20 protein-coding genes and 3 pseudogenes are annotated in these 24,730 nt (G+C 68.8%); 17 read left to right on the top strand and 6 right to left on the bottom strand.

Annotated features, from left to right (window positions below; all coding sequences use genetic code 11):
- The first annotated feature begins 153 nt into the window (after positions 1–153).
- Positions 154–1,047 carry an NAD(P)-binding domain-containing protein gene (locus tag AB0G47_RS06865; RefSeq protein WP_360764782.1) on the top strand — a complete coding sequence of 298 codons (894 nt, stop codon included), beginning with the start codon at positions 154–156 and terminating at the stop codon, positions 1,045–1,047.
- Positions 1,048–1,892: 845 nt separating this feature from the next.
- On the opposite strand, the gene AB0G47_RS06860 is transcribed toward AB0G47_RS06865, so the two are convergent.
- Together AB0G47_RS06860 and AB0G47_RS06855 are read right to left on the bottom strand one after the other, a co-directional pair.
- Complete coding sequence (locus AB0G47_RS06860; RefSeq protein ID WP_360765150.1) at positions 1,893–2,672, bottom strand: chitosanase; 780 nt, start codon at positions 2,670–2,672, stop codon at positions 1,893–1,895.
- Positions 2,673–2,890: 218 nt separating this feature from the next.
- A complete protein-coding gene (locus AB0G47_RS06855; protein ID WP_360764780.1) occupies positions 2,891–5,074 on the bottom strand; it encodes an alpha-N-acetylglucosaminidase in 2,184 nt (727 codons plus the stop codon).
- Positions 5,075–5,238: 164 nt separating this feature from the next.
- On the opposite strand from AB0G47_RS06855, the gene AB0G47_RS06850 reads away from it, so the two are divergent.
- From AB0G47_RS06850 to AB0G47_RS06805, 10 genes are all read left to right on the top strand, one after another.
- A complete protein-coding gene (locus AB0G47_RS06850; RefSeq protein ID WP_360764779.1) occupies positions 5,239–5,592 on the top strand; it encodes a helix-turn-helix domain-containing protein in 354 nt (117 codons plus the stop codon).
- Positions 5,593–5,983: 391 nt separating this feature from the next.
- A complete protein-coding gene (locus tag AB0G47_RS06845) occupies positions 5,984–6,418 on the top strand; it encodes a cupin domain-containing protein (protein ID WP_360764777.1) in 435 nt (144 codons plus the stop codon).
- The gene (locus tag AB0G47_RS06840; RefSeq protein WP_360764775.1) at positions 6,415–7,479 is read left to right on the top strand and encodes a class I SAM-dependent methyltransferase; all 1,065 of its coding nucleotides are present in this window, start codon (positions 6,415–6,417) and stop codon (positions 7,477–7,479) included. Before AB0G47_RS06845 ends, AB0G47_RS06840 begins: the two co-directional genes overlap by 4 nt.
- Positions 7,479–8,768, top strand: a complete 1,290-nt coding sequence (locus AB0G47_RS06835) for a beta-ketoacyl-[acyl-carrier-protein] synthase family protein (protein ID WP_360764774.1) — start codon at positions 7,479–7,481, stop codon at positions 8,766–8,768. Before AB0G47_RS06840 ends, AB0G47_RS06835 begins: the two co-directional genes overlap by 1 nt.
- Positions 8,765–10,003, top strand: coding sequence for a beta-ketoacyl-[acyl-carrier-protein] synthase family protein (locus tag AB0G47_RS06830; RefSeq protein WP_360764772.1), 1,239 nt, complete (start codon positions 8,765–8,767; stop codon positions 10,001–10,003). The genes AB0G47_RS06835 and AB0G47_RS06830 overlap by 4 nt, the downstream gene beginning before the upstream one ends.
- Complete coding sequence (gene acpS, locus AB0G47_RS06825; protein WP_360764771.1) at positions 9,982–10,407, top strand: holo-ACP synthase; 426 nt, start codon at positions 9,982–9,984, stop codon at positions 10,405–10,407. Before AB0G47_RS06830 ends, acpS begins: the two co-directional genes overlap by 22 nt.
- Positions 10,408–10,471: 64 nt before the next feature.
- The gene (locus AB0G47_RS06820) at positions 10,472–10,726 is read left to right on the top strand and encodes a phosphopantetheine-binding protein (protein WP_360764769.1); all 255 of its coding nucleotides are present in this window, start codon (positions 10,472–10,474) and stop codon (positions 10,724–10,726) included.
- Position 10,727: 1 nt separating this feature from the next.
- Positions 10,728–11,171, top strand: a complete 444-nt coding sequence (locus AB0G47_RS06815; RefSeq protein ID WP_360764767.1) for an SRPBCC family protein — start codon at positions 10,728–10,730, stop codon at positions 11,169–11,171.
- Positions 11,172–11,178: 7 nt separating this feature from the next.
- The gene (locus AB0G47_RS06810) at positions 11,179–12,165 is read left to right on the top strand and encodes a PfkB family carbohydrate kinase (RefSeq protein WP_360764765.1); all 987 of its coding nucleotides are present in this window, start codon (positions 11,179–11,181) and stop codon (positions 12,163–12,165) included.
- 86 nt (positions 12,166–12,251) lie between these two features.
- Positions 12,252–13,085, top strand: coding sequence for a cyclase family protein (locus tag AB0G47_RS06805; RefSeq protein WP_360764763.1), 834 nt, complete (start codon positions 12,252–12,254; stop codon positions 13,083–13,085).
- Between the two features lie 31 nt (positions 13,086–13,116).
- On the opposite strand, the gene AB0G47_RS06800 is transcribed toward AB0G47_RS06805, so the two are convergent.
- Complete coding sequence (locus tag AB0G47_RS06800; protein WP_360764761.1) at positions 13,117–13,782, bottom strand: response regulator transcription factor; 666 nt, start codon at positions 13,780–13,782, stop codon at positions 13,117–13,119.
- A 400-nt stretch (positions 13,783–14,182) separates the two neighbouring features.
- On the opposite strand from AB0G47_RS06800, the gene AB0G47_RS06795 reads away from it, so the two are divergent.
- The 5 genes and pseudogenes from AB0G47_RS06795 to AB0G47_RS06775 form a co-directional block, all read left to right on the top strand.
- Entirely contained in the window at positions 14,183–16,003 is a 1,821-nt protein-coding gene (locus AB0G47_RS06795) for an alpha-L-fucosidase (protein ID WP_360764759.1), read from the top strand.
- A 237-nt stretch (positions 16,004–16,240) separates the two neighbouring features.
- Entirely contained in the window at positions 16,241–17,350 is a 1,110-nt protein-coding gene (locus tag AB0G47_RS06790) for a hypothetical protein (RefSeq protein WP_360764757.1), read from the top strand.
- The gene (locus AB0G47_RS06785; RefSeq protein ID WP_360764755.1) at positions 17,343–19,091 is read left to right on the top strand and encodes a hypothetical protein; all 1,749 of its coding nucleotides are present in this window, start codon (positions 17,343–17,345) and stop codon (positions 19,089–19,091) included. Before AB0G47_RS06790 ends, AB0G47_RS06785 begins: the two co-directional genes overlap by 8 nt.
- Positions 19,088–20,194 carry a hypothetical protein gene (locus AB0G47_RS06780; protein ID WP_360764753.1) on the top strand — a complete coding sequence of 369 codons (1,107 nt, stop codon included), beginning with the start codon at positions 19,088–19,090 and terminating at the stop codon, positions 20,192–20,194. Before AB0G47_RS06785 ends, AB0G47_RS06780 begins: the two co-directional genes overlap by 4 nt.
- Positions 20,195–20,222: 28 nt before the next feature.
- Positions 20,223–20,327: pseudogene (locus AB0G47_RS06775) on the top strand (ion transporter permease); the annotation flags it as partial.
- Here the strand turns inward: AB0G47_RS06775 and AB0G47_RS06770 are convergent.
- From AB0G47_RS06770 to AB0G47_RS06760, 3 genes and pseudogenes are all read right to left on the bottom strand, one after another.
- Positions 20,320–20,553, bottom strand: a pseudogene (locus AB0G47_RS06770) (DUF6069 family protein); the annotation flags it as partial. The pseudogenes AB0G47_RS06775 and AB0G47_RS06770 sit on opposite strands and share 8 nt — an antisense overlap.
- Before the next feature lie 103 nt (positions 20,554–20,656).
- Positions 20,657–21,781: a hypothetical protein gene (locus tag AB0G47_RS06765; protein ID WP_360764751.1), complete on the bottom strand. Its 1,125-nt coding sequence runs from the start codon at positions 21,779–21,781 to the stop codon at positions 20,657–20,659.
- A gap of 907 nt (positions 21,782–22,688) precedes the next feature.
- Positions 22,689–23,846 (bottom strand): annotated as a pseudogene (locus tag AB0G47_RS06760) (helix-turn-helix transcriptional regulator); the annotation flags it as partial.
- 117 nt (positions 23,847–23,963) lie between these two features.
- Here AB0G47_RS06760 and AB0G47_RS06755 point away from each other — a divergent pair.
- The gene (locus AB0G47_RS06755; RefSeq protein ID WP_360764749.1) at positions 23,964–24,335 is read left to right on the top strand and encodes a hypothetical protein; all 372 of its coding nucleotides are present in this window, start codon (positions 23,964–23,966) and stop codon (positions 24,333–24,335) included.
- Positions 24,336–24,730 lie beyond the last annotated feature (395 nt).

Below are 24,730 nucleotides of genomic sequence, written 5' to 3'. Positions count from 1 at the left end.
TTTGCCATGACCGCTAGTCAGCCACTTTGTCAGGCACCCAATGGCTCTTGACCTCAAGCGAAGTTGAGCTTTTAGCGTGGCGTTACTCGAGCACCACAGGTGGCCCAGGACGCACCGGGCCCCACCCCAATTACCTGAATGAGGATGACATCGATGACCACTACCTCAGACCAGACGCAAGCCAAGCCGGCCGTGACCGTGATCGGCCTGGGCGAAATGGGCTTCACGCTCGCGAGCGCCTTCCTGGACGGCGGGCATCCGACCACGGTGTGGAACCGCACACCGGAGAAGGCCGACGACTTGGTCGCCAGGGGAGCCGAACTGGCCGCGTCCGTACGCGACGCAGTTGCCGCAGGCTCGCTCGTGGTCGTCAGCGTGAAGGGCAACGCGACGGCACGCGACCTCCTGGAATCAGCAGGGGGCGACGCACTGTCCGGCCGCGCCGTGCTCAACCTGACGGACGGGACATCGGCGGAGGCGAGGGCTGTGGCCGACTGGGCCACGGGCCAGGGCGCGCAGTACCTCCACGGGCAGATCATGACGATTGCGCCGGGCATCGGGGGAGCGGAGTCAGTCATCTTCTACGGCGGTTCGGACACCGTGTACAACCGCTACCGGCCGACGCTTCAACTCATAGGCGGCCGGGGAGCCCTGGTGGCGGACGACCCCGGCGTACCGACGCTGTACGGGATGGCCGTGCACGACACGATGTGGGGCACGCTGAACGGATTCCTGCATGCGGCCGCGCTGCTGTCCAGCGAGGGAATCGAGGCAAAGCGATTCCTGGACGACGCGGGCGCGTCGGTCTCCGCCCTGCTGGGGTACCTCCCGATGATCGCCGGCGAGGTAGACAGGGCCGAGTACGCGACGGAGTACGGCGCACTCCAACACCACCGCCCCTCGGTCGAGGACCTGATCAGGGAGAGCAGGGCACGGAACATCGATGCGGAGTTCCCGAGCTACACGCTCGGGCTTGTGAACAAGGCTGTGGAGGGTGGGCATGCGGGGGACAGCTACTCACGTCTGATCGAGCAGTTCAGGAAGTAGGGGGTGGTGGGGCGGGGGCTTTGCTGGGCCGGTGGTGGTGTTCTTACCGGGGCCGCCCGGTTGTCCTGAGGTTGGCGGTTCCGGGCCGGGAGTCAAGGGCGCTCCTTCGTCGCGTCGGCTGCGCCGATTCCGCTGCGCTCCACCCTTGACACCCAACCCTCCACCGCGAGAAGCGAATTGACCGGGCGGCCACGAAGCGGGGCTCACGGGGACGGGTCCTTGGGTCATCCGGCTTCGCTGCCGGGTGCGGACTAGTCCGTCGCAGCGCGCCGTGAGGCTGGAGGGGTGCGCGGCCGGTCCGGGGATGGGTCACGGCTTCGTCAAGCGTCTACCGGCCGGATCTTCCGGGGTGGCCGTCGCTTCCTGGATGAGTGGGGTGTGGGGGACCTACTTTGGAAAAGTAGTGTTCTGGCACAAGGGGGGCGCGCGCGTTAGGCAAACGCAACTTTCCCAAAGTAGGTCCCCCACACCCCCTCTCTGTCCCTCTCTCCTGGCCGGGGCCGGGAGATCCGGTCGCCAGACGCTTGACGAAACCGGCCACCCATCCCCGAGCCGATGGCGCACCCCTCCCACCCGGCTGCGCTGCTACGAACTAGTCCGCACCCGGCAGTGAAGCCGGATGGCCCGCCGGGTGGTCCCCGTGAGCCCCGCTTCGTGGCCGCCCGGTCGTCTTCCTTCTCGCGGTGGAGGGTTGGGTGTCAAGGGTGGAGCGCAGCGGAATCGGCGCAGCCGACGCGACGAAGGAGCGCCCTTTACACCCGGCCCGGAACCGCCAACCTCAGGAAAACCGGGCGGCCCCGGCGCCAACTCGACGCCGGGACACCAAAGCCCCCCGCCCAGAACCCTCAGCCGATCCGGTAGGAGTCCCCGTACACCTTCCACTCCAGCGGCGGATCCAAGTTCAGGTTGCCCTTCCGGAGGAACACCCGCTGCGCCGTGTCCACACGACTCGTGTCCTCGTGCGCCTCCTCCTGCTTCATCGCCCAGACCCGCGCATCGAGGAACGCGTTCAAGTAGTCCGTCTCGTCGCCGCCCTGCGAAGGCGGCTGCGCCTCGCCCAGAGCGCGCTTACGGATGTTCCCGAAGCTCGTGCTGTCGCCGCCGTCGCCGTGCATGACGATCGCGTCGTAGTACGCGAACTGGCCCAGCACGCCAAGGCCGTCCGCCTTGCCCTGCTCGACCGCCGGGTTGAAGTAGACGCGGTCCCGCTCGTCGTTCTGTGCCTTCTGGAACTCGGGGTCCTCCGCCGCCTTCTCCCAGTCGGGCTTGAACGTGGGGTCCAGGCCCTCGTGGGAATCGGTGCCGTCGACCTCGCGCAGGGCGGGGAGGTACTTGGCGAGGATGTTGTCGGGCTTGCGGTCGGTGTAGAGCTCGACCAGGTCCAGCATGTCGCCGGTGCCGGAGCAGAAGCCGATGATCCCGGCGGTGTAGCCGCGGCCGTCGCCGATGTCCTCGCAGTAGCGGTAGTAGTCCTTCCAGTTGAGGTCGGAGTTCTCTGCGGAGCACACGATCTTCATGGCGATCTCCTTCTTCGCCGGATCGTCGAGGCCGCCCGCCTCGGCGGTCGGTGCGGCCCCCGCCGTCTGCGAGGCGATGACCGGCCCCGCGACGAGCGCGGCGCCCATGAAGGCGAGCAGGGTGCGGCGTGAGGTGTGTATGCGGTGCGCTGGAGTGCTGTGGGGGGTGGGCACGGGGCCTCCAAGGTGGGGGGAGGGTGCACGTCGTTCCGGGTCGGATGACCCTGCCTTGCACTGTTAGGAAAGTTTCCTACCAGAGAATTGGGGTGACGTATACCCGTCAATGGAGGGGGAGTTGGTGACCTTGGGGGTCTTCGCGCGGGGCGCTATCGCCCTTCCGTCAGGCGTTCGCGCACCTGAACAGCGACTTTGTACGTGTCTCCGGTCGGGCCGGTGGCAAGTGATCCCGGATCGCGAATCCAGCCCTCCTCGACCGCGAACCAGTCGATCGGCTTCGGCTCCCGGCTCTCGGTCAGCGCCGCCCGCAGCTCCTTGAAGTACGTGTCCCAGCGCAGCCGGTAGAGACCGCCCACGAGCCCGGCCCACTCCCGGTTGGCGTAGTCACGAAGGCCCGCGTCCGCCCCGGATCGCGTACCCCACACGGTCAGCAGCGACAGCTGGTCGTACGCGAGCCGGTCCTTCTCCGTGGTGTCGGCACCCCACGAACGCGCGTCCGCCACCCAACGGCCAAGGAGGTGACGGGAGTCGGTCGCCGTCAGCTTGTCCAGTAGGTCCATTAGTGCGAGCCAGTCGCGCGTCAGCTCGTCGAAGCGAGGGGTGTCCTTGGCGTCGTACGCCTGCTTGATCCGGGGGAGCAGGGTGCGGCTTCGGTTGGAGAGGGCCTGGCGTGCCACGTCCAGTACGTCCCTGCGGTATGCGGACGAGTCGCGCAACTCACTTCGCACAGCGAGGAGTTCGCCCAGCGCCGGCTCGAACTCTGACGGTTCGTACCGCATCGCCTGCGGCGACCACGCCGCCGCCGACTTCGCCGACAGGCTCGGTCGCGCTCCGAAGAGGCCGTCCGCGCCCTCCGACCACTCGTCGGCGCGTGTCGTGCCGTACGCCGTGCGGCGCAGGATGTCCCAGGCGGCCGCCGCGTGCTGGTCCGCCGCGCCGTAGCGGGACACGGACCACTCGGCGAACCACTCGTCAAGGTTCAAGTCACCTGTCCGCCACGCCAGTTCGGAGAACAGCTCGAACGCCGCCGGGTTGTTGTCCGCCGCCTCCGGCATCAGCGAGATGCCGGACAGTGCGCTGCCCTCCTTGGTGCGCCACTTCTCGTACAGCGCCGCCCAGTCGGGGGCGTTGGCGCCCAGCGTCGTGTGTCCGCCGAAGTTCCAGATCGAACCGAAGGTGTACGGCGTTGAATTCCAGTCGGACTCGCGGTCGGTGACGGTGGGGAAGCGGTCGGAGAGGCCGTCCACCACCAGCATCCGCGACTTGTCGACGGCGTCCACGATGGCCTTCGGCGGATTGCTCTGCCAGCCGAGGATCACCCAGGTCGCACCGGGGTGCGCGGTGTGGAGTGCCTTCTCGACCGCCTTGGCCGCGTCGCCGACGGGGACGTCCCCCGGCTTTCCGCCCTCGTGGAGGAGATCCATCTTGTACATCGTCGACGCGCCGAACAGCTTGTCCTGGGCGCGATAGAACGCGGCGGACACGCGGGCGAAGTGTTCCGTGCGCGGGTCCAGCCAGTCCGGGCGCGTAAAGCCGACCCAGTCGCCCTGCGGCACCGTCTTCGCTCCGGGGTTCTTCGCCGTGAACTCCGGCGGGACCGTGCCGAAGTAGCCGGGGAGCACCGGCGTCATGCCCAGCTCGCGGAGCCGGTCCGCGATGCGCCTGCCCAAGGCGGCCCGGCGGTCGAGGAGTTGGCGCGAGACGGGGTAGGGGAACGCCGACATGTTCTGGAGCAGCCACCATGGCTGGTGCGCCGGGGCCGGGATCCACGCCCGCAACTCCTGGTCGGAGTAGCCGAACTCCTGGAACACCCGGTGGTAGAGCGCGTCCGCGCCCACGTACACGAGCACCTCGTTGTAGCCGTGCAGTGCGAGCACGTCGATCTCGCGCTCCCAGTACGACCAGTCGTGGTACGCCCCCGTGTAGCCGTCGTTCGTGTCGTTGAGCACGAAGCGGTGCGGGGTGTTGGCGCGGCCGTTCAGTGGTCTGTCCGGGGCGGGGAGCCGGTCGGGGAGGTCCGTCTGGCTGCCCGCCCAGGTGATGTTCGTGTGGGTGGTGTGCTTCAAGTAGTGGCGCAGACCAGTGAGTTGGACTGCCGGTGTGCGTCCGGTGATCGTGATGTTCCCGCGGCTGCCGGACACCCGGAACGTGTCGGCGGGGCCCGACGTCTCGAAGGTGAGCTGTTCCCAGTGGCGGGGGAGCAGGCGCCGGGCGGCACCGGCGGCGGGGGGCCGCCCGGCCGGTGTGCTGTCGGCGGCGGCTCCGGAACAGGCGACCGTGGCGCCGGTCGTGCCGGCGATGGCGGCCAGGAAGGTGCGGCGGTCCAGGGGCATGGTGAACGGATACCCTCCCGGTTCGGCGGTGCTCGACAGGCGTGGACGGCGCCTCACGATGAAGGGGCCGGGGGGGCGCGGTCAAGGTTCCGCGCCGGGCGGCCGCCGGGCCCGGAATACGCCTACCGCTTCGATAGCCGAAGCGGCAGTGCTAGCGTCGGCGGATGAGCACACCGCTGCCCGGCAGGCCGACCGGCGCCTCCACCACCGGGCGCCCGCTGATGGCCGCGCTCGATCTGTTCGGGCGCCGCTGGAGCCTGCGGATCGTCTGGGAGCTGCGGGCGGATCCGCTGGGCTTTCGCGCGCTGCGGGAGCGCTGTGACGCCATGTCGTCCAGCGTGCTGCGCCAGCGCCTGACCGAACTCCTCGAAGCACGTCTTGTCCAGCAACTGCCGGACAGTTCCTATACGTTGACCGCGCTCGGCCGTGAGGCCCATCAGGCGCTCATGCCGCTGGACGCCTGGGCCCGGCGGTGGGCTACCGAGGTCGGCGCCGACTCGGCAGCGGATCGGCCCTGAACGCCTCGCCCATCAGCGTGACGGCGGTCCGCAGCGTACTGAGCGGACGAAACAGGAGCGTGGCCTCACTCAAGTCGCCGTCGGCGTCCAGCTACTGCTGATTCGATTTTCGAAGCGTACTCGCGGGGCCGGCGCCTCCGGAAGTCCACTAGGTGCTCCCGGAAGTCCACGAGGTCTGCCGGGGATCTCCTGGGACTTTGTCCCGTCCCCATGGGCGATCCGCCCCCGCGTGCCCGGCCTCAAGTCCCGACGTCGGCGGCGGTCTATGCCCATAGATGAGGACGCCGCCCCCGTCTTACGTTCGTTCGCGGCGCCTGTGAAAGCCCTTTGAAATCCGAAAGCGGCCGGGCGCCTCATCCCTTCACTTCATCCCTTCAGGGAAAGGCAGCACATGAAGCGCGTGCACAGGACAGCAGTCAAGGCCGAGATCGTCCGCGAACCGGGGGCGAAGGAGACCACCCACCGGAAATTGATCGACACACCGGACGGCGCCGACCGATTCGTACTCACCGAATTCGAGGTTTCTCCCAACGGCTCCACACCGCCCCACTATCACGAGTGGGAACACGAGATCTATGTGCTCGAAGGGTCGATGGGGCTCGTCATGCCGGAGCTCGGCAGGACCGAGGAGGTCGGGCCGGGCGACGCCATCTTCATCCCGCGCAACGAACCCCACGGATTCGTCACCGGGCCCGGCCAGACCTGCCGGTTCCTGGTCGTCGCGCCGTGCGAGCGGCCGCCCGTGCGCAACGTCTTCCTCTCCGACGACCCGTACGAATACACGCAGAACCCCGAGTACGTGAGCCTCGTGGAGGGCGGCAAGTGACCGCCCCGGTCGTAGCCGCCGAGCGCCGCGCCCTCGCGCCGTACGAGGACGCCCCGGACCCCGGCCCGCTGCTCGCCCTGAACTTCGGGTTCGCCCGCGCCAGGGTCCTCGGCACGGCACTGGAACTCGGCGTGTTCACCGGTCTCGCCCGAGGGCCGCGCGGCACCCGGGGTCTTGCCGCCGAGCTGGGCTGCGACACCGCCGCGCTGCGCGCACTGCTCGCCGCCCTGGAGGAGCTGGGCCTCGTCACGGGCGGCGACGACGAGAGCTGGGGGCTCACCGAGGCCTCCCGTGGGCAGCTGGTCGCGGGGGGCCGGGGGTATCTCGGCGACCACTTCGCGGACGTACTCGCGGAGTGGGAGCAGTGGAGCGGCCTGACCGAACTCGTGCGGCGGGGCGGGCACGGCGGGGGTGAGCTTGGTGCGCCCGAGGCGCGCGGGCGGTACCCCGGCATGTTCTGCGGGATCTTTCCCGTGGCCGTGCGCACCGCCTTCCGTGTGGTGCGGGAGCTGGCGCTGCCTGCCGCCGGTCGTGTCCTCGACTTCGCGGCCGGCAGTGGGGAGTGGGGCATCGCGCTGGCCGCCGCCGATCCGCAGGCGCGGGTGGTGGCCCATGACGATCCCGCGCTGCTCGGCGCCGCGCGCGAGCGGGCGGAGGAGTTCGGCGTGGCCGAGCGGTTCCGTTTCGTTCCCGCCGACTTCACCGGGGATGCGGAGAAGGGGGCCATCAGGGCGCCCTTTCCCGACGGCTGCTTCGACACCGTCGTACTGGCGCATCTGAGCCGTTTCGCGGGACCGGCCGCCACGGAGCGGCTCGTCGCCGAGTGCGCCCGGCTGCTGTGTCCCGGCGGCAGGCTCCTGGTCGTGGACGTCATGCGCCAGGAGCCGGGGCGGCCCGCCCTGCACCGGCCGATGATCGCGCTCAGCCTGCTGGTGAACACCGAGGCGGGCGCGGTCCAGGAGGAATCCGCGTACCGCGCGGTCATGGAGAAATACGGCGTGACGGCGAAGGAGTCCGTCACGCCCGGTCTCATCACGGTCCTGACAGGAGAAAGGCGTTAGTGGTGCGAGAAGTCGTGGTCACCGGGCTCGGTGTGGTCAGCCCGGCCGGCATAGGTACAGAAGAATTATGGAAGACCATCTCAGCGGGGAAGAGTGTCACCAAGCCCCTTTCCGACATCACGAGTTCGGCGCTCTTCGGAGATTTCGACTTCCTGTCGGACTCGATCGCCGAGGTCGAGGGGTTCGAAGAGCAGATATCCGCGCTGCCGCCCGAGGTGCAACGGCTCGACCGCTACACGCAGTTCGCCGTCGCGGCCGCGTATCAGGCCGTCCGTGACGCGGGCCTCGAACAGGGCGGATACGACCCCGATCGCGCCGGACTCTCGCTGTCCACGGCGATCTGCGGCACCCCGAGGATGGAGGAGGAGTTCCTGCGGGTGACCGACGAGGGGCGCAAGCCCATCGACCCGGCGAAGGCGGGCCGTGATCTCTACCTCGCCTCGATGTCGAACACTCCGGGGACGATCCTGTCCGCGCTGCTCGGCATGCGGGGCCCGTGCGTGACCCTGTCGACGGGCTGCATCGGCGGCGTCGACGCGGTCGGGCACGCCTACGAGACGATCCGGCACGGCGACGCGGACGTGATGATCGCGGGGGCGAGCGAGGCACCCATCACCCCGGTGACCGTGGCGTCCTTCGAGATCATCAACTGTCTCTCGCGCTCCCACAGCGACCGGCCCGAAGCTGCATCGCGCCCGTACGACGTGGGCCGCGACGGGTTCGTGCTCGGCGAGGGTGCCGGAGTGGTCGTCCTGGAGTCGCGTGAGCACGCGGAGAGGCGGGGGGCCACGCCGTACATGACCATCGACGGCTTCTCGCACACCTCCAACGCCGCGCACATGACCGATCTGCTGTCCGACGGCGCGGACCTGACCCGCGCCATGACTCAGGCCGTAGCGGAGGCCGGCCTGCGTCCCGAGGACATCGATCACGTCAACTCGCACGGCAGCTCCACGCCGCAGAACGACACCTGCGAGACCAGCGCGCTCAAGCTCGCCCTGGGCGAGCGCGCCCGCCAGATCCCGGTGAACTCGGCCAAGTCGATGGTCGGCCACGCGCTGGCCGCGGCGAGCGCCATGGAAATCGTGCTCTGCGCCCTGGAGGGCAAGCACTCCTTCGTCCACCCCACCGCCAACTACGAGACCCCGGACCCGACTTGCGACCTGGATTACGTCCCAGGAGTCGGCCGCCCGTGGCACGGCGACACGATCCTCAAGGGCGCCAGCGGATTCGCCGGGCTGCACGCAGCGCTCGTCACCCGTGCCGTACGGGAAGGGGCCCACCGATGAGCGTCGTCATCACCGGAATCGGCGCGGTCACGCCCGCCGGCATCGGCATCGATCCCCTCTGGGACAGCGCACGCGACGGCACACCGCTGGTCGGCGCCATCGACCGGTTCGACGCGTCGGAGTACGCGTGCGACGCCGCGGGACAGGCGGGCTTCGACGCCCGCGCCGAACTGCCGTCCCGCTTCGTCAAGCGCACCGACCGCTTCACCCACCTGTCCGTACACGCCGTGCGCCAGGCATTGGCGGACGCCCGCGTCACCGTGGGCGACCAGGTCACGCCCGAGCGGACCGGCGTCATGGTCGGCAACATCCTGGGCGGCTGGGAGTTCGCCGAGCGGGAGCTGCGCCACCTGTGGACCGACGGGCCGCGGGCCGTCAGCCCCTACCAGGCGACCGCCTGGTTCCCCGCAGCGCCGCAGGGCAACATCTGCATCGACCAGGGGATCAAGGGCCCGGCCCGTACGTACGTCGCCGACCGGGCCAGCGGTGCGTACGCGCTGATCGGCGCGGCGGAGTCGCTGCTCCGCGACCGCGCGGACGTGGTGGTCGCGGGAGGCGTGGAGGCGCCCCTTTCGCCGTACGGCTGGCTCTGCATGGAGACCAGCGGGCTCGGCGCCAAGTCCCGCGGCTCGCTCGCCCCGCACGAGCTGTACCGGCCCTTCGACGCGGGCCACGGCGGCAGCGTCTTCGGCGAGGGCGCGGTCTTCCTGGTCATGGAGCGCCGCGAGCACGCCGAGCGGCGCGGCGCGACGATCATCGGCGAACTGGCCGGGTGGGGTGTGACGACGGACGGTTACATGCCGTACTACACCGTCGAACCCACCGGACAGGTCCTTGGCCGCGCCATGCGGACCGCCACCGAACGCGCCGGGATCACCGGCGCCGACATCGGCGCGGTCTTTGCGCACGGCTCGGGCATCCCCTTCGAGGACGTCACGGAGGGGTACGCGCTGCACGAGGCGTTCGGTGCCAGGGCGGGTCAACTCCCGGTCACCGCGCCCAAGTCGGGCTTCGGGCATCTCCTTGGAGCAGCGGCGCCCGCGGACACGGCGCTCGCGCTGCGGGCGATGCGCGAAGGCGTCGTACCGCCGACGGTCAACCTGGACAGGAAGGCGCCGGGCATCGACCTCGACCTGGTCGCCGGCGCGGCGCGCCAGGTCTCCGGCCTGGAGCACACGCTGGTCGTCTCCCGCGGTCTGGGAGGTGTCAACGCATGTCTGCTGCTGAGGCGTTGACCGCGAAGAGGGTCCTGCCCGCGCTCGTGGGCATCCGCGCCGTGGGCATCGACGTCGTCGACGTCGAGCGGCTGCGGGGCATGGTCGAGCGGCGCGGACAGCGGATCGTCGACCGCCTGCTCACGGTCAACGAACAGGCCCTGTGCGACGGTTCGCCGCGCCACCGGGCACACCGCATGGCAGGACGGATCGCCGCCAAGGAGGCCGTGCGCAAGGCGCTCGGCGGATACGGCGAAGGGTGCGGCTGGCTGGACGTCGAGATCGGCCGCGACGCCTCGGGGCAACCGGTGCCCCGGCTTACGGGCCGGGCCGACGAGGCCTTCCGGCGCGCCGACTACAGCGGTCTTCACGTGAGCATCTCGCACGAGGCGGGCGTCGCCGTGGCGATCGCGGTCGCCGACTGACGCGGATGTCGCCGACTGACGGCACATCAGAAACATCAACTTTCCCAAGGAGTACGTGAGTTCCATGGATGTACGAGAGAACGTGGTCACCGTCATGCGCGGTGCGGGCTTCGAGGGCGAGGAGCTCGCCGACGACCGGCGCATCGCCGAGGACCTGGACATCGACTCGACCGAGCTGGTGGAGGTCGTCGTCGCCCTCGAACAGCACTTCGGCATCAGCATCGACGCGGACGCCGAGGGCGGCTTCCGTACCTTCCGCGACCTCGTCGACTACGTGGACCGGCTGCTGTCGGCGGGCGCCGGGGCGGTGAGGAGCTGAGATGCCAAGGATCGAGAACAGCCTCGTCATCGAGGCGGACGCGCGGCACGTCTTCGACGTCACCAACGACATCGGCCGCTGGCCCCACCTCTTCGACGAGTACAGCCACGCGAAGGTGGTCTCGGAGGAGCGTGAAGGACGCTGGACCGAGATCCTCTTCGAGCTCAGCAACCCGGAGGGCTCCACCTGGACGTCCTGGCGGCTCCTGGACCACCGGGAGCTGACCGCGGTCGCCGAGCGGCGCGATCCGCTCTACCCGTTCCGCTATATGCACCTCAGGTGGAGCTACCGGCAGGTGCCCGAGGGGACGCTGATGACCTGGGTGCAGGACTTCGAGGTCGACGACAGGTTCGATGTCCCGCTGCCGACCGTCGTGGAGCGCATGAATGCGCACACCCGGCAGAACCAGACGGGCATCAAGCGGAAGATCGAGTCCGGGGTCTGAGTGCCCTGTGCCCATCGCAGTCACGGGGGTCATCGCGATGGACCACCTCATCACCTTCCCGGGCCGCTTCCCGGTGCGGCCGGTCACCGGCCGGCCGCACATCGCGTCCCTGACGTTCCTCGCCGAGCGCGTGGAGACACGCAGGGGCGGCACGGCGGCCAACATCGCCTACGGGCTCGGCAGGCTGGGCCAGGACCCGGTCCTGGTGGGCGTGGCGGGCTCCGACTTCGCCGACTACCAGGTGTGGCTCAAGCAGCACGGCGTGGACACCGATTCCGTACGCGTCGTGCCGGGCGAGCCCACCGCGCGACAGGTGTCCACGACCGACGTCGACGGGCACCGGATCAGCACCTTCCGGCCGGGCGCGACGCGTTCGGCGCGGGCCCGCCCGCTGCGTTCCGTCGTGGAGCGCACGGGCGGCATCGACCTGGTGATGATCGCGCCGGGCGACGACCCGGCCACGATGCTCCGGCACGTGAAGGAGTGCCGTGCGCTGGGGCTGCCGTTCGCGGTCCACGTCGCCCGGCAGATCTCCGGGATGAGCCGGAGAGACGCCAAGTCCCTGCTGCCGGGGGCGCGTTGCCTCTTCAGCGGCGAGGGGGAGTCCGAACTCCTGAGGGAAGCGACCGGCTGGACCGCCGTGCAGCTCCTCGACCGGGTCGGGGCGTGGGTGACCGCGCTCGGCCCGGCCGGGGTACGGATCGAGCGGGCGGGCCACCGGCCGTCCCTCGTCCCCGCGATCGGCTCGGTCACCGTGGCCGATCCGGCCGGGGCGGGGGACGCGCTGCGGGCGGGCCTCGTGGCCGGCGTCGCGCGCGGCATCCCGCTGGAGCGGGCGGCCCAACTGGGCTGCGTCCTGGCCTCGTTCGCCCTGGAGTCACCCGGCTCGCAGGAGTACCCGATGGACGTACGCGTCCTGCTGAACCGGGCCAGGGGCGCCTACGGGCACACGGCGGCGGCAGCGATCCGTCGCCTGCTCACCTACGCGGCATGAACCTCAACAGCGGCGTGAACCTCAACAGCGCATGAACCTCAACAACGTCATGAACCTCGACAACGGAGAGCGAGACGCATCCGACCATGTACGTCGACCTGAGCATTCCCATCAGCCGCCGGGCACCCGGCGTCGAGTTCGAGCAGTGGCTGCACCGCGACGGGATCCGCCAACTGTCCCGCAGGATCCGGGCGTTGCCCGGTGACAGCAGAAGGGACAGGTACCTCAACTTCTGGCGGTGGCTCACCGGCGCCCGGCGTCTGCGCGAGCGCGATCTGCCCGGCGGCTGCTTCCTCTCCAACGAGTTCTACCGGATGTCCGTGCACCAGGGCACGCACGTCGACGCGCCCTTCCACTACGGCCCCGAGTGCGCGGGCGAACCGGCGAAGAAGGTGATGGACCTGCCCCTGGAATGGTTCAGCGGTCCTGGTGTCGTGCTCGACGTCCGCGGCTGCGGGGGCCGTGTCACGGCGGCCGGCGTCAAGGAGGCGCTGGACGCGGCGGGTTCGGGGCCGGAGCCCGGGACGGTGGTGGGACCCGGGACGGTGGTGCTGTTCCGCACGGACTCCGATCTCCGGCTCGGCACTCCCGCGTACTACACGCAGTCCACCGCCATCACCCCCGAGGCCGTCGACCACCTCCTCGACCTCGGCGTGAAGGTCATCGGCACGGACTGCTGGAGCTTCGACGGCCCGGCCCGCGCGATGGTGGAGTCCTTCTACGAGACGCGTGACCCCGGAGCGCTGTGGCCCACTCATCTGCACGGCAGGGAGCGGGAGTTCATCCAGATCGAGGGCCTTGCGGGGCTGCGAGGGCTGCCGCGGCGCGGCCCGTTCACCTTCATGGCCTTCCCGATCGCCCTCGCGGATGCGGGCGCGGCATGGTGCAGGGCGGTGGCGCACGTACAGGAACCGCGCTGAATTACCCAATTGCCGAGGAATTCCACTCACATCACGGGTCGGTCGCCAGATCTCCTTGCCGGCCCAATGAGCGTTTTGCGTACAGCACGGTCTGTACGCGATTGGGTGTGCCCAGTTTGGCGTAGATACGGCTGAGATAGTTCCGGACAGTCTTCGGGCGCAGTCCGAGATGCTTGGCGATGCAATCCGTCTCGTGGTCGTCGGCCACCATGGACAGAATCTGCCGCTCGCGTTCCGTCAGCATCGCGAGGGGTGAGTCGTCGCCGCAGCCGCGGCCCGCCATCAACTGCAGGATCGGGCCCGCGGTGGCCGCCGTGAACGCGGCGCCGTCGCGGTGCACGGCGAGCAGCGTCTCGCGCAGCTCTCCGGCGTCGATGCTGCGGGAGAGATAGGCGTTGGCGCCGGCCACGAAGGCTTCTCGCATGTAGACCGGCTGTTGGTTGGAGGAGAGGATGACGATCCGTACGTGGCCGGATGCGCGGCGGATCGCCCGGATCGCGTCCACACCGCCCGTGCCGGCCACGCCGAGCCCCATCACGACGATCTGCGGGCGGTGCCTGTGTAACTGCGCCAGCGCCGATGCCGCGTCGTGGGTTATCGACACCACGCAGAATTCCGTAAAGCCGTCGAGGAGCTTTCGGAAACCTTCGAGCACCAGTTGTTCGCTGTCGACGAGCAGGACCCTTATCGATGACATTGAAGACCCCCCTGGGTTCCGCATTCACGACTGTGAAAGATCAGAACATGGGGGCACCAAGTCTCCTGCTCCTTGCCCCCGTTGGCTGATTCTCATCGTCGATGAATATCTGCCTCATCCGATGCTACACCACTGGACGAATCACTCTTCTGGTTAATTGTCAATTATTCGGCGGACGCCTTTCGGTGTTTGATCGCATTTCGGTTGAACCTTTCATTGGCGCGGGGCGGGTCGTGGAGTGGGCGGGCCCGCGGGGTGCGTGCCGGTTGCCGGTCAGTCATCGGAGCGATGCGAGGTGAAGCAGTCAACATCCGGTGTAGAAGGGTCAGTTGGGCGCATTGACATCCGATGTATTCCTCCCTACGTTCCCGAGCGACCCCTCAACCTCAGGAGCCGCCCCATGCGCAAGAGAGCCGCCGGACCAGCCCTGCTGCTCGCCGCCTCGCTGGCCTTCGCCGTCGTCCCCCAGGCGACCGCGGTTCCGGACCGCGAGCCGGAGCCGGTCGCGGGCCCCGGGACCGACCACGCCACGGACGACCCCTTCACGGCCGACCGCACCAGCTGGTTCCGCCAGGACCGCTTCGGCATGTTCATCCACTTCGGCGCGTACTCGAACCTGGAGGGCGAGTACAAGAAGGCCGACGGCTCCGTCTGCCGTGACGCCGAGTGGATCCAGCGCCAGTGCGACATCCCGCAGGCCGAGTACGAGAAGCAGGCCGCGACCTTCAACCCCGCCGACTTCGACGCCAAGGCCGTGGTCAAGGCGGCCAAGGACGCCGGGATGCGCTACATCGTCATCACCTCGAAGCACCACGAGGGCTACGCGATGTGGCCCACGAAGGTCAACGACTGGAACCTGCGCGACCACTCGTCCTTCGACAAGAATCGCGACATTCTCGCCGAGCTGAAGAAGGCCTCCGACGACGCGGGCATCAAGCTCGGCTTCTACTACTCGATCTGGGACTGGCACGACAAGGACTTCCCCGACCCGGCCACGTTCCCCAAGTACGAGAAGCGGATGCGCGCCCAGCTCAAGGAGCTGGTCGACAACTACGACCCGGCGCTCCTGTGGTTCGACGGCGAGTGGGACACCGACAAGCCCAACAACCCCTGGACGGCCAAGGACGGCGAGAAGCTGGAGGCCTACCTCCGCGACCTCGACCCCGACCTGGTCATCAACAACCGCGTGGGCAAGCGGCGCGTCGTCGACGGCGACTACGGCACCCCCGAGCAGGAGATCCCCGGCGCCCCCGTCGACGGCCAGCTCTGGGAATCCTGCATGACCCTCAACGACCACTGGGGCTTCGCCCGTTACGACCAGAACTGGAAGTCGGCGGCAACCCTGACCCGCAACCTCCTCTCCACCACGTCCCGCAGCGGCAACTACCTCCTGAACGTCGGCCCCGACGCCCGCGGCCGCGTCCCGCAGCCCTCCGTCGACCGCCTCAAGCAGATGGGCGACTGGCTACGTACGTCCGGCCAGGGCGAGGCAATCTTCGGCGCCCTCTACGGCGGACTCGTCGAGGAACCGGCCTGGGGTTCGGTGAGCCGCAAGGGAGACAAGCTCTACGCGGCGGTCACCCAGTGGCCGACGGACGGCACCGCCCTGCATCTGAAGGCGCGCACGGACTTCAAGGTCACATCGGCGCGAGTGCTCGGCAGTGACCAGCGGGTGGAGGTCACCAAGTCCGGTGACGGATACGACATCAAGCCTTCCGGAGCGGCGACGAACGACACCGCCACCGTCATCGAGCTGAAGGTCGATCCCGGCCCGACGGCCCGCCCCGGCAAGGGCAAGGGCCTCAAGCAGGAGATCTTCGACAACGCGGAGCTGAGCGGCACACCGAAGATCACCCGCACCGACGCGACGGTCAACCACGCCTGGAAGTACGAGGGTTCACCGGCCGCCGACATTCCCTCCGACAAGTTCGGCGTCCGCTGGACGGGCAAGCTGGAGCCGCGCCGTTCGGAGACGTACACGCTGACGGCCGTCTCGGACGACGTGGCGCGGGTGTGGATCGACGGCAAGCTGGTCATCGACTCCTGGACGCCGCACGAGCCGAAGATCGACAAGGCCCAGGTGAAGCTGACGGCGGGCACCCGGCACTCCATCAGGATCGACTACGCGGAGAACACGGGCGAGGCCCACATGAAGCTGCTGTGGTCGAGCCCCGGCCAGGAGCAACAGATCGTCCCGGCAACGCAGTTGTACGCGGACTGAGGGCCTAGCCCCCTTCCCGGCGGCGGATCGCCGCCTCCGGTGAGGTCGCGGGCAGCTTCCCCGCCCGTGACCTCACCGGACTCACCTGCGATATGGCGCCGTCAAGTGCCGCCGGAACAGGGTCAGTTGGGCCCATTTCCCGCTACAGTTTCCTTCTTGCCCCATTAGGGGGAACATTCGACGTCACCCTCTCCGGGAGGCCGAATGCGTGTCCGTGGCTCACCTTCAGTGGAGTCGATGCGGCGGCTGCGCCTCGCCGGGCGGGTGTCGACGGCTCAGGTGGACAGGGTGCTTGCGGACGCCTCGGCCCATCCGCAGCCTTCGGGGTCTGTGCTCCTCGACCTCTCCTCGGCGACCGCCTTCGACGTGGTGGCGCTGCAGCAACTCCTGTCGGTGTGCGCCGCCCGCAGGGACGCGGGCCTGGACACCAGGATCCGGCTGCCCGTGGACGCCGCCGCCCGGCATGTCCTGCGGCAGTGGCAGTTCCCGCTCGCGGCCGGTTCGGCCGCCCGGGTCCCGTTCAGGGATCTGGTCATGGACGAGGACCGTGCGTACTTCGGTGAACAGGCGCCGTCCGGCGCGACCGTCCCCGGCTCCGCGAGCCCACGCTCCTCGGTTCTCGCCTACCTCACGGCCCAGCGGCGGTTCGGACTGCGGCCCTACCGGATCGACGGTGCGGCGGCCCGTCTGCGGATACTCGAGGACGAGGTGGCCTGCTGGGGAGGCTTCGCCCTGACGCGGCTGCTCCGCAGCATGCTCCTGGGGCCCGCGCCCGAGGTGATCCGCGTACTGGTCCAAGAACTCGTCAGCGGCCCGCTGCTGCAACGCTGGTACGGAAAGGCCGCGATCACCGGAGCGCAACTCGAGCTGCCCGGCGAAGGGCCCGGCGCGGGCACCCTCACGCTGGCCATCTGGGACGACAGCGAGTCGCTCATCAGTGAGCTGAGGAAACGTGATCTGGCGGCCGAGCTGCCCCGGACGGAGGAGTTCACGGTGGCCGCTCAGGGCTGGTCCCCGGGCGAGGAGCCAGGGCGCGGCACCTGGCAGGCATGGCCCGATTCGGAGGATCCGGAAGTCCTCCTCGCCGGGTTGATGCGAAGCACGCCGCGCGACCGGTCGGCGGGCGGCGGCGCGGAAGGCAGCGACGGCATGTACGCGCTCTACAACTGCGCGGTCGACGTGTTCGGCGGGAGCCTCTGCATCGCGTCGAGGCGGACCCGGCTCACGATATCCGCCGCCCCGGCCGCGGACCGGGCCCGATACCGGGTCGAGGTGGCCGCCGGACCCCAACTCCCGGACCAGCACGGCAATCTGCTCGCCGTGCGGATACCGGTGCGAGATGGCTAGGCCCCTGCCCCTGGTCACCGCCCGGCAGATCACGGTGGCCCGCGACGCCCCCGAACCGGTCGCCGATGAGCGGGGCGACTTCTACCAGTGGCTGGGCGAGACCCTCGTAGGGCGGAGTGTCTCGATCGGGCCCGCCGGGGACACCGTCTACATCACCTCCGAGGAACTCACCTACGAGTCCTTCAGGATCGCGGACTATCTGGGCAGGACGCTGCCGACGGGCCGGGGGCCGCAGTTCCTCGTCATCGATCTGGCGGCCACCCCCTACAGTCAGCTGTGCGAGTCGCTGCTCATCGGCGTGGCCGACACCGTCCGGCTCTGGGCCGCGCAGGCCGCGAACCGGTCGCTCGCGATCCTCCTGCCGGCGTTCCCCCACGCCCGGTCCGAATTCTGGCCGGCCCTGCGCTCACTGGCGGACGGCCGCGAACCCGCGGCCAAACTGGTGGTCATCTCCAACGACGGGACCATCAGATGGCTGCACGGCGACAGCGGATCCCTGCGACGGGACTTCACGTCCGTCTACCCGCTGAAGCAGGATCCGCCGCAGCGTGATCCCCGCGAGCGGATGTCCGGCCAGATCGTCCGCAGACTCGGCCACTATGCCTCCCGCGAACGCAACGGCCCGCTCTGCAAACGCTACTTCTTCGACACCGGCCATGCCGCGCCGGAGATCGCCGAGCTCGCCGAACGATGGCTGCGCACCACGGTGCTCGCCGATCCTGACGTGCCGGGCGACCTCCTGCTGCTGAGCAAGGACCGCCAGACAGGCCTGGACGAGGCCATCGCCGGCATCGCCGCCGACCTGCGGCTCGACTTCGGGACGTTCGACTCCGAAGGCGGCGTCTTCGGCCCGGACGGGAAGCCCCTGGACGGCGTGACCATCCACAGCACGGTCGTGCTCTTCTTCGCCGTGGTCAGCAAGCGGCAGAAGTTCGAGCGGATCATCAGGAACATGCGCCGGGAAGGGATCCGCCTGGCCCCGCGGGCCTGGACCGTCCTGGCCACCGACGACGAGGCGGAACTCGCGGACACGGTGCCGCCACTCGACGTCGAACGGACGGTGAGCCGCAAGGCGTCCCGCCAGCAGGACTGCGAGCAGTGCACCATCGGCCTGCCGCACACCGACCCGCTGAGGGAACACCACACCCTGCGCACCTTCGACGCCTGGGAAATCCTCCTCACGTCGAAGTGGGGAGAGGAAAGAGTCGCCCCGACACCCGAGGGGAGCTTCTTCCGCTACGCCCCTGACATGGGGGACGTATTCGACAACTACGGGAACTGGATCGCGTCCAAGGTGATCTCCCTCCTGCGGACACGGGGCCTCGCGCCCGCCAGCACGGTCTTCGTCTTCCCCGACGAGGAGCGCATCAAGAGACTTCTCGTCAGGATCAGCACCCTCATGCGGGGCCGGCCGGTGACGATAAGGATCCCCAGCGAGGTCCTGGGGCACCGCACGTCCGCCGACGGCCGGAGCGCCGCCGGTGTGCGGCGCGGGCGGACGAGCAGTGACATCTGGGAGCGCCAGCTCCACCATCTGCGGGGCAGCAGGGACAAAGTGGTGATCCTCGACGAGTTCCGGGCATCGGGCCACACCGCCCGCGCGATGCTCTCGCTTCTCCTCAGCAGGGAGATCCATCCGGTGGTCTACATCCCCATCCTCGACTTCTCCGACGAGACGGACCTCGACGGCCTGCCCGTCCACCCGCTGTACCGGATACGGGCCACCAGGGGCGGGGCATGAAGGCCGGCGGCGTGCGCGCCCAACTGGTGGAAGAGGCCTGTCTGACGCTGGTGTATCTGCTGCACAACCGACGCCGTGAATGGGCGCTCGGCCGGCACAATCCGGATGAACTCGGCCACATCAAACGCAACATGCTGATCGCCGACTATGCGCGCAAGGCCCTTGACCTCCCCATGGGGGTGCGCCGCGAGCTCGACCGGATGGTCGTCGAATCCTTCCTGCCGCCCCATCCGACGGCCCCCTGGAACGGACCCGCCATGCCGCCCCCGCCGCCCGAGCCCGAGCCCGTCGACGTCGCCGTGGTGGTCGTCATCATCGAGGAACTCGACGCGGCGCTCGGCGTCTTCGGCATGACCCAGGACGACTTCCGCAGGGATGCCGTCGTGGGCGATCAGCGCTTCTTTCCGACCCGTGTGCCGAACGGATACCGCCCGGAGAAGCCCCTGTCGGTCGTCATCACCTCGGCGGGCAGGACCGGGAACGTACAGATGGTGAAGTCCGTCGACGCTCTTCTCAGGCGCTACGAACCGGAGTTGATCTGCCTGCTCGGCACCGCCTGCGGAGTGCCGGAAGCGGTGCGGATCGGGGACGTGGTGGCCTGCGACCGCGTCCACTACTTCCCACCCGGTCGACGGCTCCCCGGGAAGATCTTCCAGCCACGGCCGAAGCACGGGCAGGGGCGCAGCGACTACGGCCACGGGCTGCACTACTACAACCCCGCAAGGACCGACTACGCGAGCAGAGTACGGGAGTTCGTCCGCGGTCTGTCTCCCGCCGAAGTCCCCGAGACCTTCTCGGCGGCCCGCATTCCCGAGGTGCACACCACCGGTGTCACCATTGCCTCGGGCGAAGAGGTCCTGAGGGACGGGGAGTTGCTGCCCGGCCTGCGGGAGGTCGACAACACCATCTGCGCCGGCGACATGGAGTCGTACGGATTCTCCCAGGCCGCGGAGGGGCTCCCCTGGCTGATCTTCCGAGGGATCAGCGACTTCGGGCCGGGGCGCGAGGAACGCTGGAAGTACGTCTCGACGTCGTTCGCGGCCCTCTGCCTCGAAGACTTCCTCAGGACGCGTTACCTTCCGCCGGGGGCCGATGACCTGTGAGCGAAAGGTCGTGGCGGTACCCTGACCGGTCGTGGTGGGCCCTCTGACGGTCATCCCCGGTCGCGCGACGCTCTGGCGGGACTGCGTCCATCTGGTGCTGTTCGCGGCGTACTTGGTGCCGGCGGTCATCCCCCGGCGGCACCGGCTCCCGCCCCGGGGGGCCTGCCGCCCAGCCCCGGGATCAGCACCGCCGCCACCGCGAGGTGCATCAGAGTGAGGGAGACCCGAGTGCCGCCGTCCATGCCGTCGCCGATGAACGGCAGGAAGGACACGGCCAGTACGGCGCCGCCCACCCTGGTCCAGATGGCGCGGGCGCGCCGCACCCCGAACCGCTCCAGGGCGGCCAGTAGCCCCCAGCCGGAGAACGACGGCCCCGGACAGAGGCAGTTGGCCCGAACGAGTTCGCAACCGGCTCATAGGTAGGCCGCCGGGTCTTTCCCGGCGGCCTACCTATGGCGCTGCTTAGGGCAGCGACCACCAGTTGACCCACAGGTCGGAGTCATCCGTGATGACGAACGCGTACGGCCGCTGCGTGGCGTTCGGGTTGTCCTGCATGGTGATCGCCTCGCCGGGGCGCTCGATGACGCGTCCGGGCGGGGTGTTCTGGGCGGCCCAGTGCCACGCCTTTCCATCCCACCAGTTGACGTACAGCTTCGAGTCGTCGGCGATGACGAAGACGTACGGGCGGGTGAAGGCGTTCGGGTCGTCCTTCATCGTGACCACGCCGACAGAGTCGAGGATGAGCCGCCCACTGGGCGCGCCCTGCGCGCTCCAGTTCCACTTGCTGCCGTCCCACCAGTTCACGTACAGCTTCGAGTCGTAGCCCTGGACGAAGACGTACGGCCGCTCCGCCGCGTCCGGGTCGTTCTGGGCGCTGATGACGCCCGCGCCCTTCTTGACCGGCTGCCCGGACGGCGCGCCCTGGTCGCTCCACTTCCACTTGGAGCCGTCCCACCAATTGACCCAGACCTTGGAGTCGTCGGTGATGACGAAGACGTAGGGGCGGGTGAAGGCGTTGGGGTTGTCCTTCATCGTGGTGACGCCGATGGGGCGGGAGATGGTGCGGTTCGGCGGCGTGCCCTGGTCGCTCCAGTTCCACTTGGAGCCGTCCCACCAGTTGACCCACAGGTGGAAGTCATCGGTGATGACGAAGGCGTACGGGCGCTGCGCCGCGCTTGGATTGTCCCGGGCGGAGATGACGCCGACACCCTCACGGATCAGGCGTCCGGCGGGCGCGCCCTGGTCGCTCCAGTGCCACTTGCTGCCGTCCCACCAGTTCACGTGCAGCTTCGAGTCGTCGGTGATGACGAAGACATATGGGCGCTGCTGCGCGTCGGCGTCGTTCTGCATGGTGACGGCGCCGACCTTCTCGATGACCGTGCGCCCGGCCGGCGTGCCCTGGTCGCTCCAGTGCCACGCCTTGCCGTCCCACCAGTTGACGTGCAGACGCGAGTCATAGCCGCGCACGAAGACGTACGGTCGCTGTACGGCCTGTGGGTCGTCCTTCATGGTGACGGCGCCCATCGTGGCCCGGACACCGACTGTGGTGGTGGGCCTTTCTTGGTCGTTCCACTGCCATGAACCCATCGCGTTCCCTCTCCGGCCCCCATCCCGGCATCACGGACAGGGGCATGCTGAAGTGAGACGTGCTCTCAAGGACCTGGTGCCACGGGAGGCGGGCGCCAGGGTGCGGGGATGGGTCCGGCCGGAGTCCCACGACGTACCGTGCGCGCACACTCTGACACCGCCTTGCCGACCTGTCATCGCCGCAGAAGCGAAGAAGACGATCCACTGGCCTGTTCCGGACATGTCTGTCGACGGCACCGCATTCCCGGCAGCAGGCTTCATGTGCCAGGTCAGCGCGCAATCCGCAGAGGGAAGAACGCCGAAGATCACGTGACAGACGAGGAGATCCTGGGGGCCGAATGGCCAAGTACCGGCTGCGCCTGGCTACCCACCCTTGCTGTGATGGAGGGCGGCGCCACACTGCACTCGGCAGGATTCGAACCTGCAACCTTCTGATCCGTAGGTTGGGGCGGTGGCCTGCGGTTCTCCCGGTTAGGCAGCTGGCCACCTTGCTGGTGTGGGCCGTTGTGCGGCTCCGTGCGGAGACGTTGCCGTCAGGGCCGCCGTCAACCCCATAAAGCGCGCCCGTGCTCTGACGCGACGGCCCAGGGGTCCACCTCAGGCGGTATATATGGAGGCACAGCGCACTTTAAGTCCTGTTCAGCTACTCGGTAACTGCCTCGCTGATGAGAAGGGGTGCTGGGCGGGCGAGGACACCCTGAGCGTGTACGCCGCAGCCCGCGAGCTGCTGGCATGGTCTCAAGACAAGAGAACCTACGTTAAGAAACATCACCACGCCGCCTGGACGTCAGCTATTAGGGAGGTTGCAGCCTTAGTCATATTCCCGGAGCGCGGCAGCCAACTGTGGCCCTTCCTTCGCTCCTCGGCGCATCAGCACGGCGGCCGTGGAGTGCAGCTCGTTCCACTAGTGCGGACGCCCGATGTCGGCGGCGTCGGGGACGCTCGCCACAGCAACTGACGCGGCTTGGCCAGACTCACCGGCCCCGGCGAGTGCGTGCGCGAGGCAAGCGCGGTACCAAGTCTTGTCGCGTCGGTACTCGTCCGGCAGTGCGGCGAGCCCGACCGTGATCTGATCCACGGCCTCCCGCCAGTCACGCAAGTGCAGTGCAGCCATGCCTCGTTGCAGGGTGAACCACGTCTCGTCGTAGAAATACATCCACACCGGCTCGTCCTCGGGGTGCTCGGAGGCCCGGCGGATGAGCCCCTGCGCTTCATCGAGCAGGCGGTGAGCGTCGTCGGCCTCACCGTTGAGCGCGTGCCCTCGGGCAGCCATCTGTGCGGCCATGCCCTGCACTCCGAGCGAAGTGCCCGGCGCTGACCAGCGGGCTGCTTCCGCCAGGCGGACACACCTGGTTCCCCGGCCACCGGACCACGCCATGTGGGCCTTCACGCTGAGCGTCGTGGCGGCCATGTTGGCGTCTCCCGCTTCCAACGCCCACTCGTGCGAACGGTCGTACCAAGCAAGGGCAGCGGCAGACTGCGCCTGGTCCTGGGCCATCCATGCGAGGAACTGCGCATGTTCGGAGGCGAGTCGTACGACGCGGTCTGCGAGCGGGCCACGCGCCCCCGCGTACAGGTCAACGACGGTCCGGAGTTGCTGACGCATCACCTCGACGAGCGGCCGTGACCCAATGTGGTCCTCGGCGCGACGGTGCTCGGCGAGGAGACGGTCTAGCCAATCGAGAGTCGCTGCGTCGACTCGGTGGGAAGAGTCGACCACGCTCGTCACACGGGCCAATAGATCCTCATCCGGCGCGGCTCCCGGTAGCGAAAGCCCCGGAATCGGAGTCTCTGTCCGGCCTGCCTCTGCTGCTACGGCCTGGAGTTCGGCCGGAATCCCGAGCCCGGCCACGATCCGCTGCCTCACCTCGACGGAGGTGATCCGGCGGGGCTCCCGCTCGATGTCCGACACGTCAGGCTGGGCGAGGCCGACCCGTTCCCCCAGCTTCGTCTGGCTCAAGCCGGTGAGCTTGCGGTACGCGCGAAAGACGCGCCCCCAGTCCTCACTGGTGACCGCCGCTGCGAGCTGCGGGTGCGACCACAGGTTCCCGGGCGTGTCTCCCATATCTCCAATATAGGGCGGGTCTATAGGGCCATGGGATGGGATCAACAGGTGTTCGGCGCAAGGGTCTTGCTGAAGAAGGACCCCCGTGACCGAGCCGCACGGTACGGAGGTGATCGCGTGACGGTCGCGACGCACACGGCACGGCTGCTTCCTTGGTCGACCCCCGAAGGCAAGCCTTGCTACCTGTCCAGCGACGGCAACGGCTACTTGGCCCGCGTGGCGGACAACATCGAGTCCGTACAGCTCGGCATGGCGGGTGACCTGCTGAGCCATGTTGCCGAGTTGCTCGACGACAGTAAGGCCACTGCTGATCAGCTCCGGTTCGCGCTGTCCTGCATGAGCCAGTCTCTGCGCGACACGAAGCGGATCGCAGACAGCAGGGGCACACGGCTGCCCGTACCCGATGACGATCCTGGCCCGGTCGACGCGGAGGAGGACGATCGCGACGACGGGGACGGTCCACAGCTTCCGGCTGAGGCATTCGGATGAGCGCGGGCAGAGTCTCGCGCGGCGTCTATCGCTTCGCTGAGTGGACGCTGAAAGCCGAACCGGAAGTGGCCGTGCGCCACATCGGCAAGTGCCTCACCTGCTCAGAGCAATGCGTCGATACGGCGGCGGGAGATGACGCCCAACTGTGGTGTCAAGCACGCCGGGATCACTGGGCACGGCGGCTTTGAACTGTCGGCGTTCCAACACTTCACCGCCAGCATGGCCGACCCGGCGGCGAATCCCCCACCAGCTTCGTGACCTGCCAGATTCTCGTCGGCTCCGCCTAGGTAGAGGCGCGCGTGCCCACGCGGCCGGCCGCAGCGGCTTTGGTCGGTGTCCTGCCTGGGTTGGGGTCGGGCATGTTCAGGGGGCCGTACGCTCGCTGGCAACTCGGG

It is taken from the genome of Streptomyces sp. NPDC021622, from assembly GCF_040640795.1.
GTDB lineage: Bacteria > Actinomycetota > Actinomycetes > Streptomycetales > Streptomycetaceae > Streptomyces.
This window is presented reverse-complemented; position numbering and strand designations above follow the sequence as displayed.

Coding starts and splice junctions, on each gene's coding strand:
- AB0G47_RS06865 (WP_360764782.1), top strand. CDS start 154: ATGACCACTACCTCAGACCAGACGCAAGCCAAGCCGGCCGTGACCGTG.
- AB0G47_RS06860 (WP_360765150.1), bottom strand. CDS start 2,672: ATGGGCGCCGCGCTCGTCGCGGGGCCGGTCATCGCCTCGCAGACGGCG.
- AB0G47_RS06855 (WP_360764780.1), bottom strand. CDS start 5,074: ATGCCCCTGGACCGCCGCACCTTCCTGGCCGCCATCGCCGGCACGACC.
- AB0G47_RS06850 (WP_360764779.1), top strand. CDS start 5,239: ATGAGCACACCGCTGCCCGGCAGGCCGACCGGCGCCTCCACCACCGGG.
- AB0G47_RS06845 (WP_360764777.1), top strand. CDS start 5,984: ATGAAGCGCGTGCACAGGACAGCAGTCAAGGCCGAGATCGTCCGCGAA.
- AB0G47_RS06830 (WP_360764772.1), top strand. CDS start 8,765: ATGAGCGTCGTCATCACCGGAATCGGCGCGGTCACGCCCGCCGGCATC.
- acpS (WP_360764771.1), top strand. CDS start 9,982: ATGTCTGCTGCTGAGGCGTTGACCGCGAAGAGGGTCCTGCCCGCGCTC.
- AB0G47_RS06820 (WP_360764769.1), top strand. CDS start 10,472: ATGGATGTACGAGAGAACGTGGTCACCGTCATGCGCGGTGCGGGCTTC.
- AB0G47_RS06815 (WP_360764767.1), top strand. CDS start 10,728: ATGCCAAGGATCGAGAACAGCCTCGTCATCGAGGCGGACGCGCGGCAC.
- AB0G47_RS06805 (WP_360764763.1), top strand. CDS start 12,252: ATGTACGTCGACCTGAGCATTCCCATCAGCCGCCGGGCACCCGGCGTC.
- AB0G47_RS06800 (WP_360764761.1), bottom strand. CDS start 13,782: ATGTCATCGATAAGGGTCCTGCTCGTCGACAGCGAACAACTGGTGCTC.
- AB0G47_RS06795 (WP_360764759.1), top strand. CDS start 14,183: ATGCGCAAGAGAGCCGCCGGACCAGCCCTGCTGCTCGCCGCCTCGCTG.
- AB0G47_RS06790 (WP_360764757.1), top strand. CDS start 16,241: ATGCGGCGGCTGCGCCTCGCCGGGCGGGTGTCGACGGCTCAGGTGGAC.
- AB0G47_RS06785 (WP_360764755.1), top strand. CDS start 17,343: ATGGCTAGGCCCCTGCCCCTGGTCACCGCCCGGCAGATCACGGTGGCC.
- AB0G47_RS06780 (WP_360764753.1), top strand. CDS start 19,088: ATGAAGGCCGGCGGCGTGCGCGCCCAACTGGTGGAAGAGGCCTGTCTG.
- AB0G47_RS06765 (WP_360764751.1), bottom strand. CDS start 21,781: ATGGGTTCATGGCAGTGGAACGACCAAGAAAGGCCCACCACCACAGTC.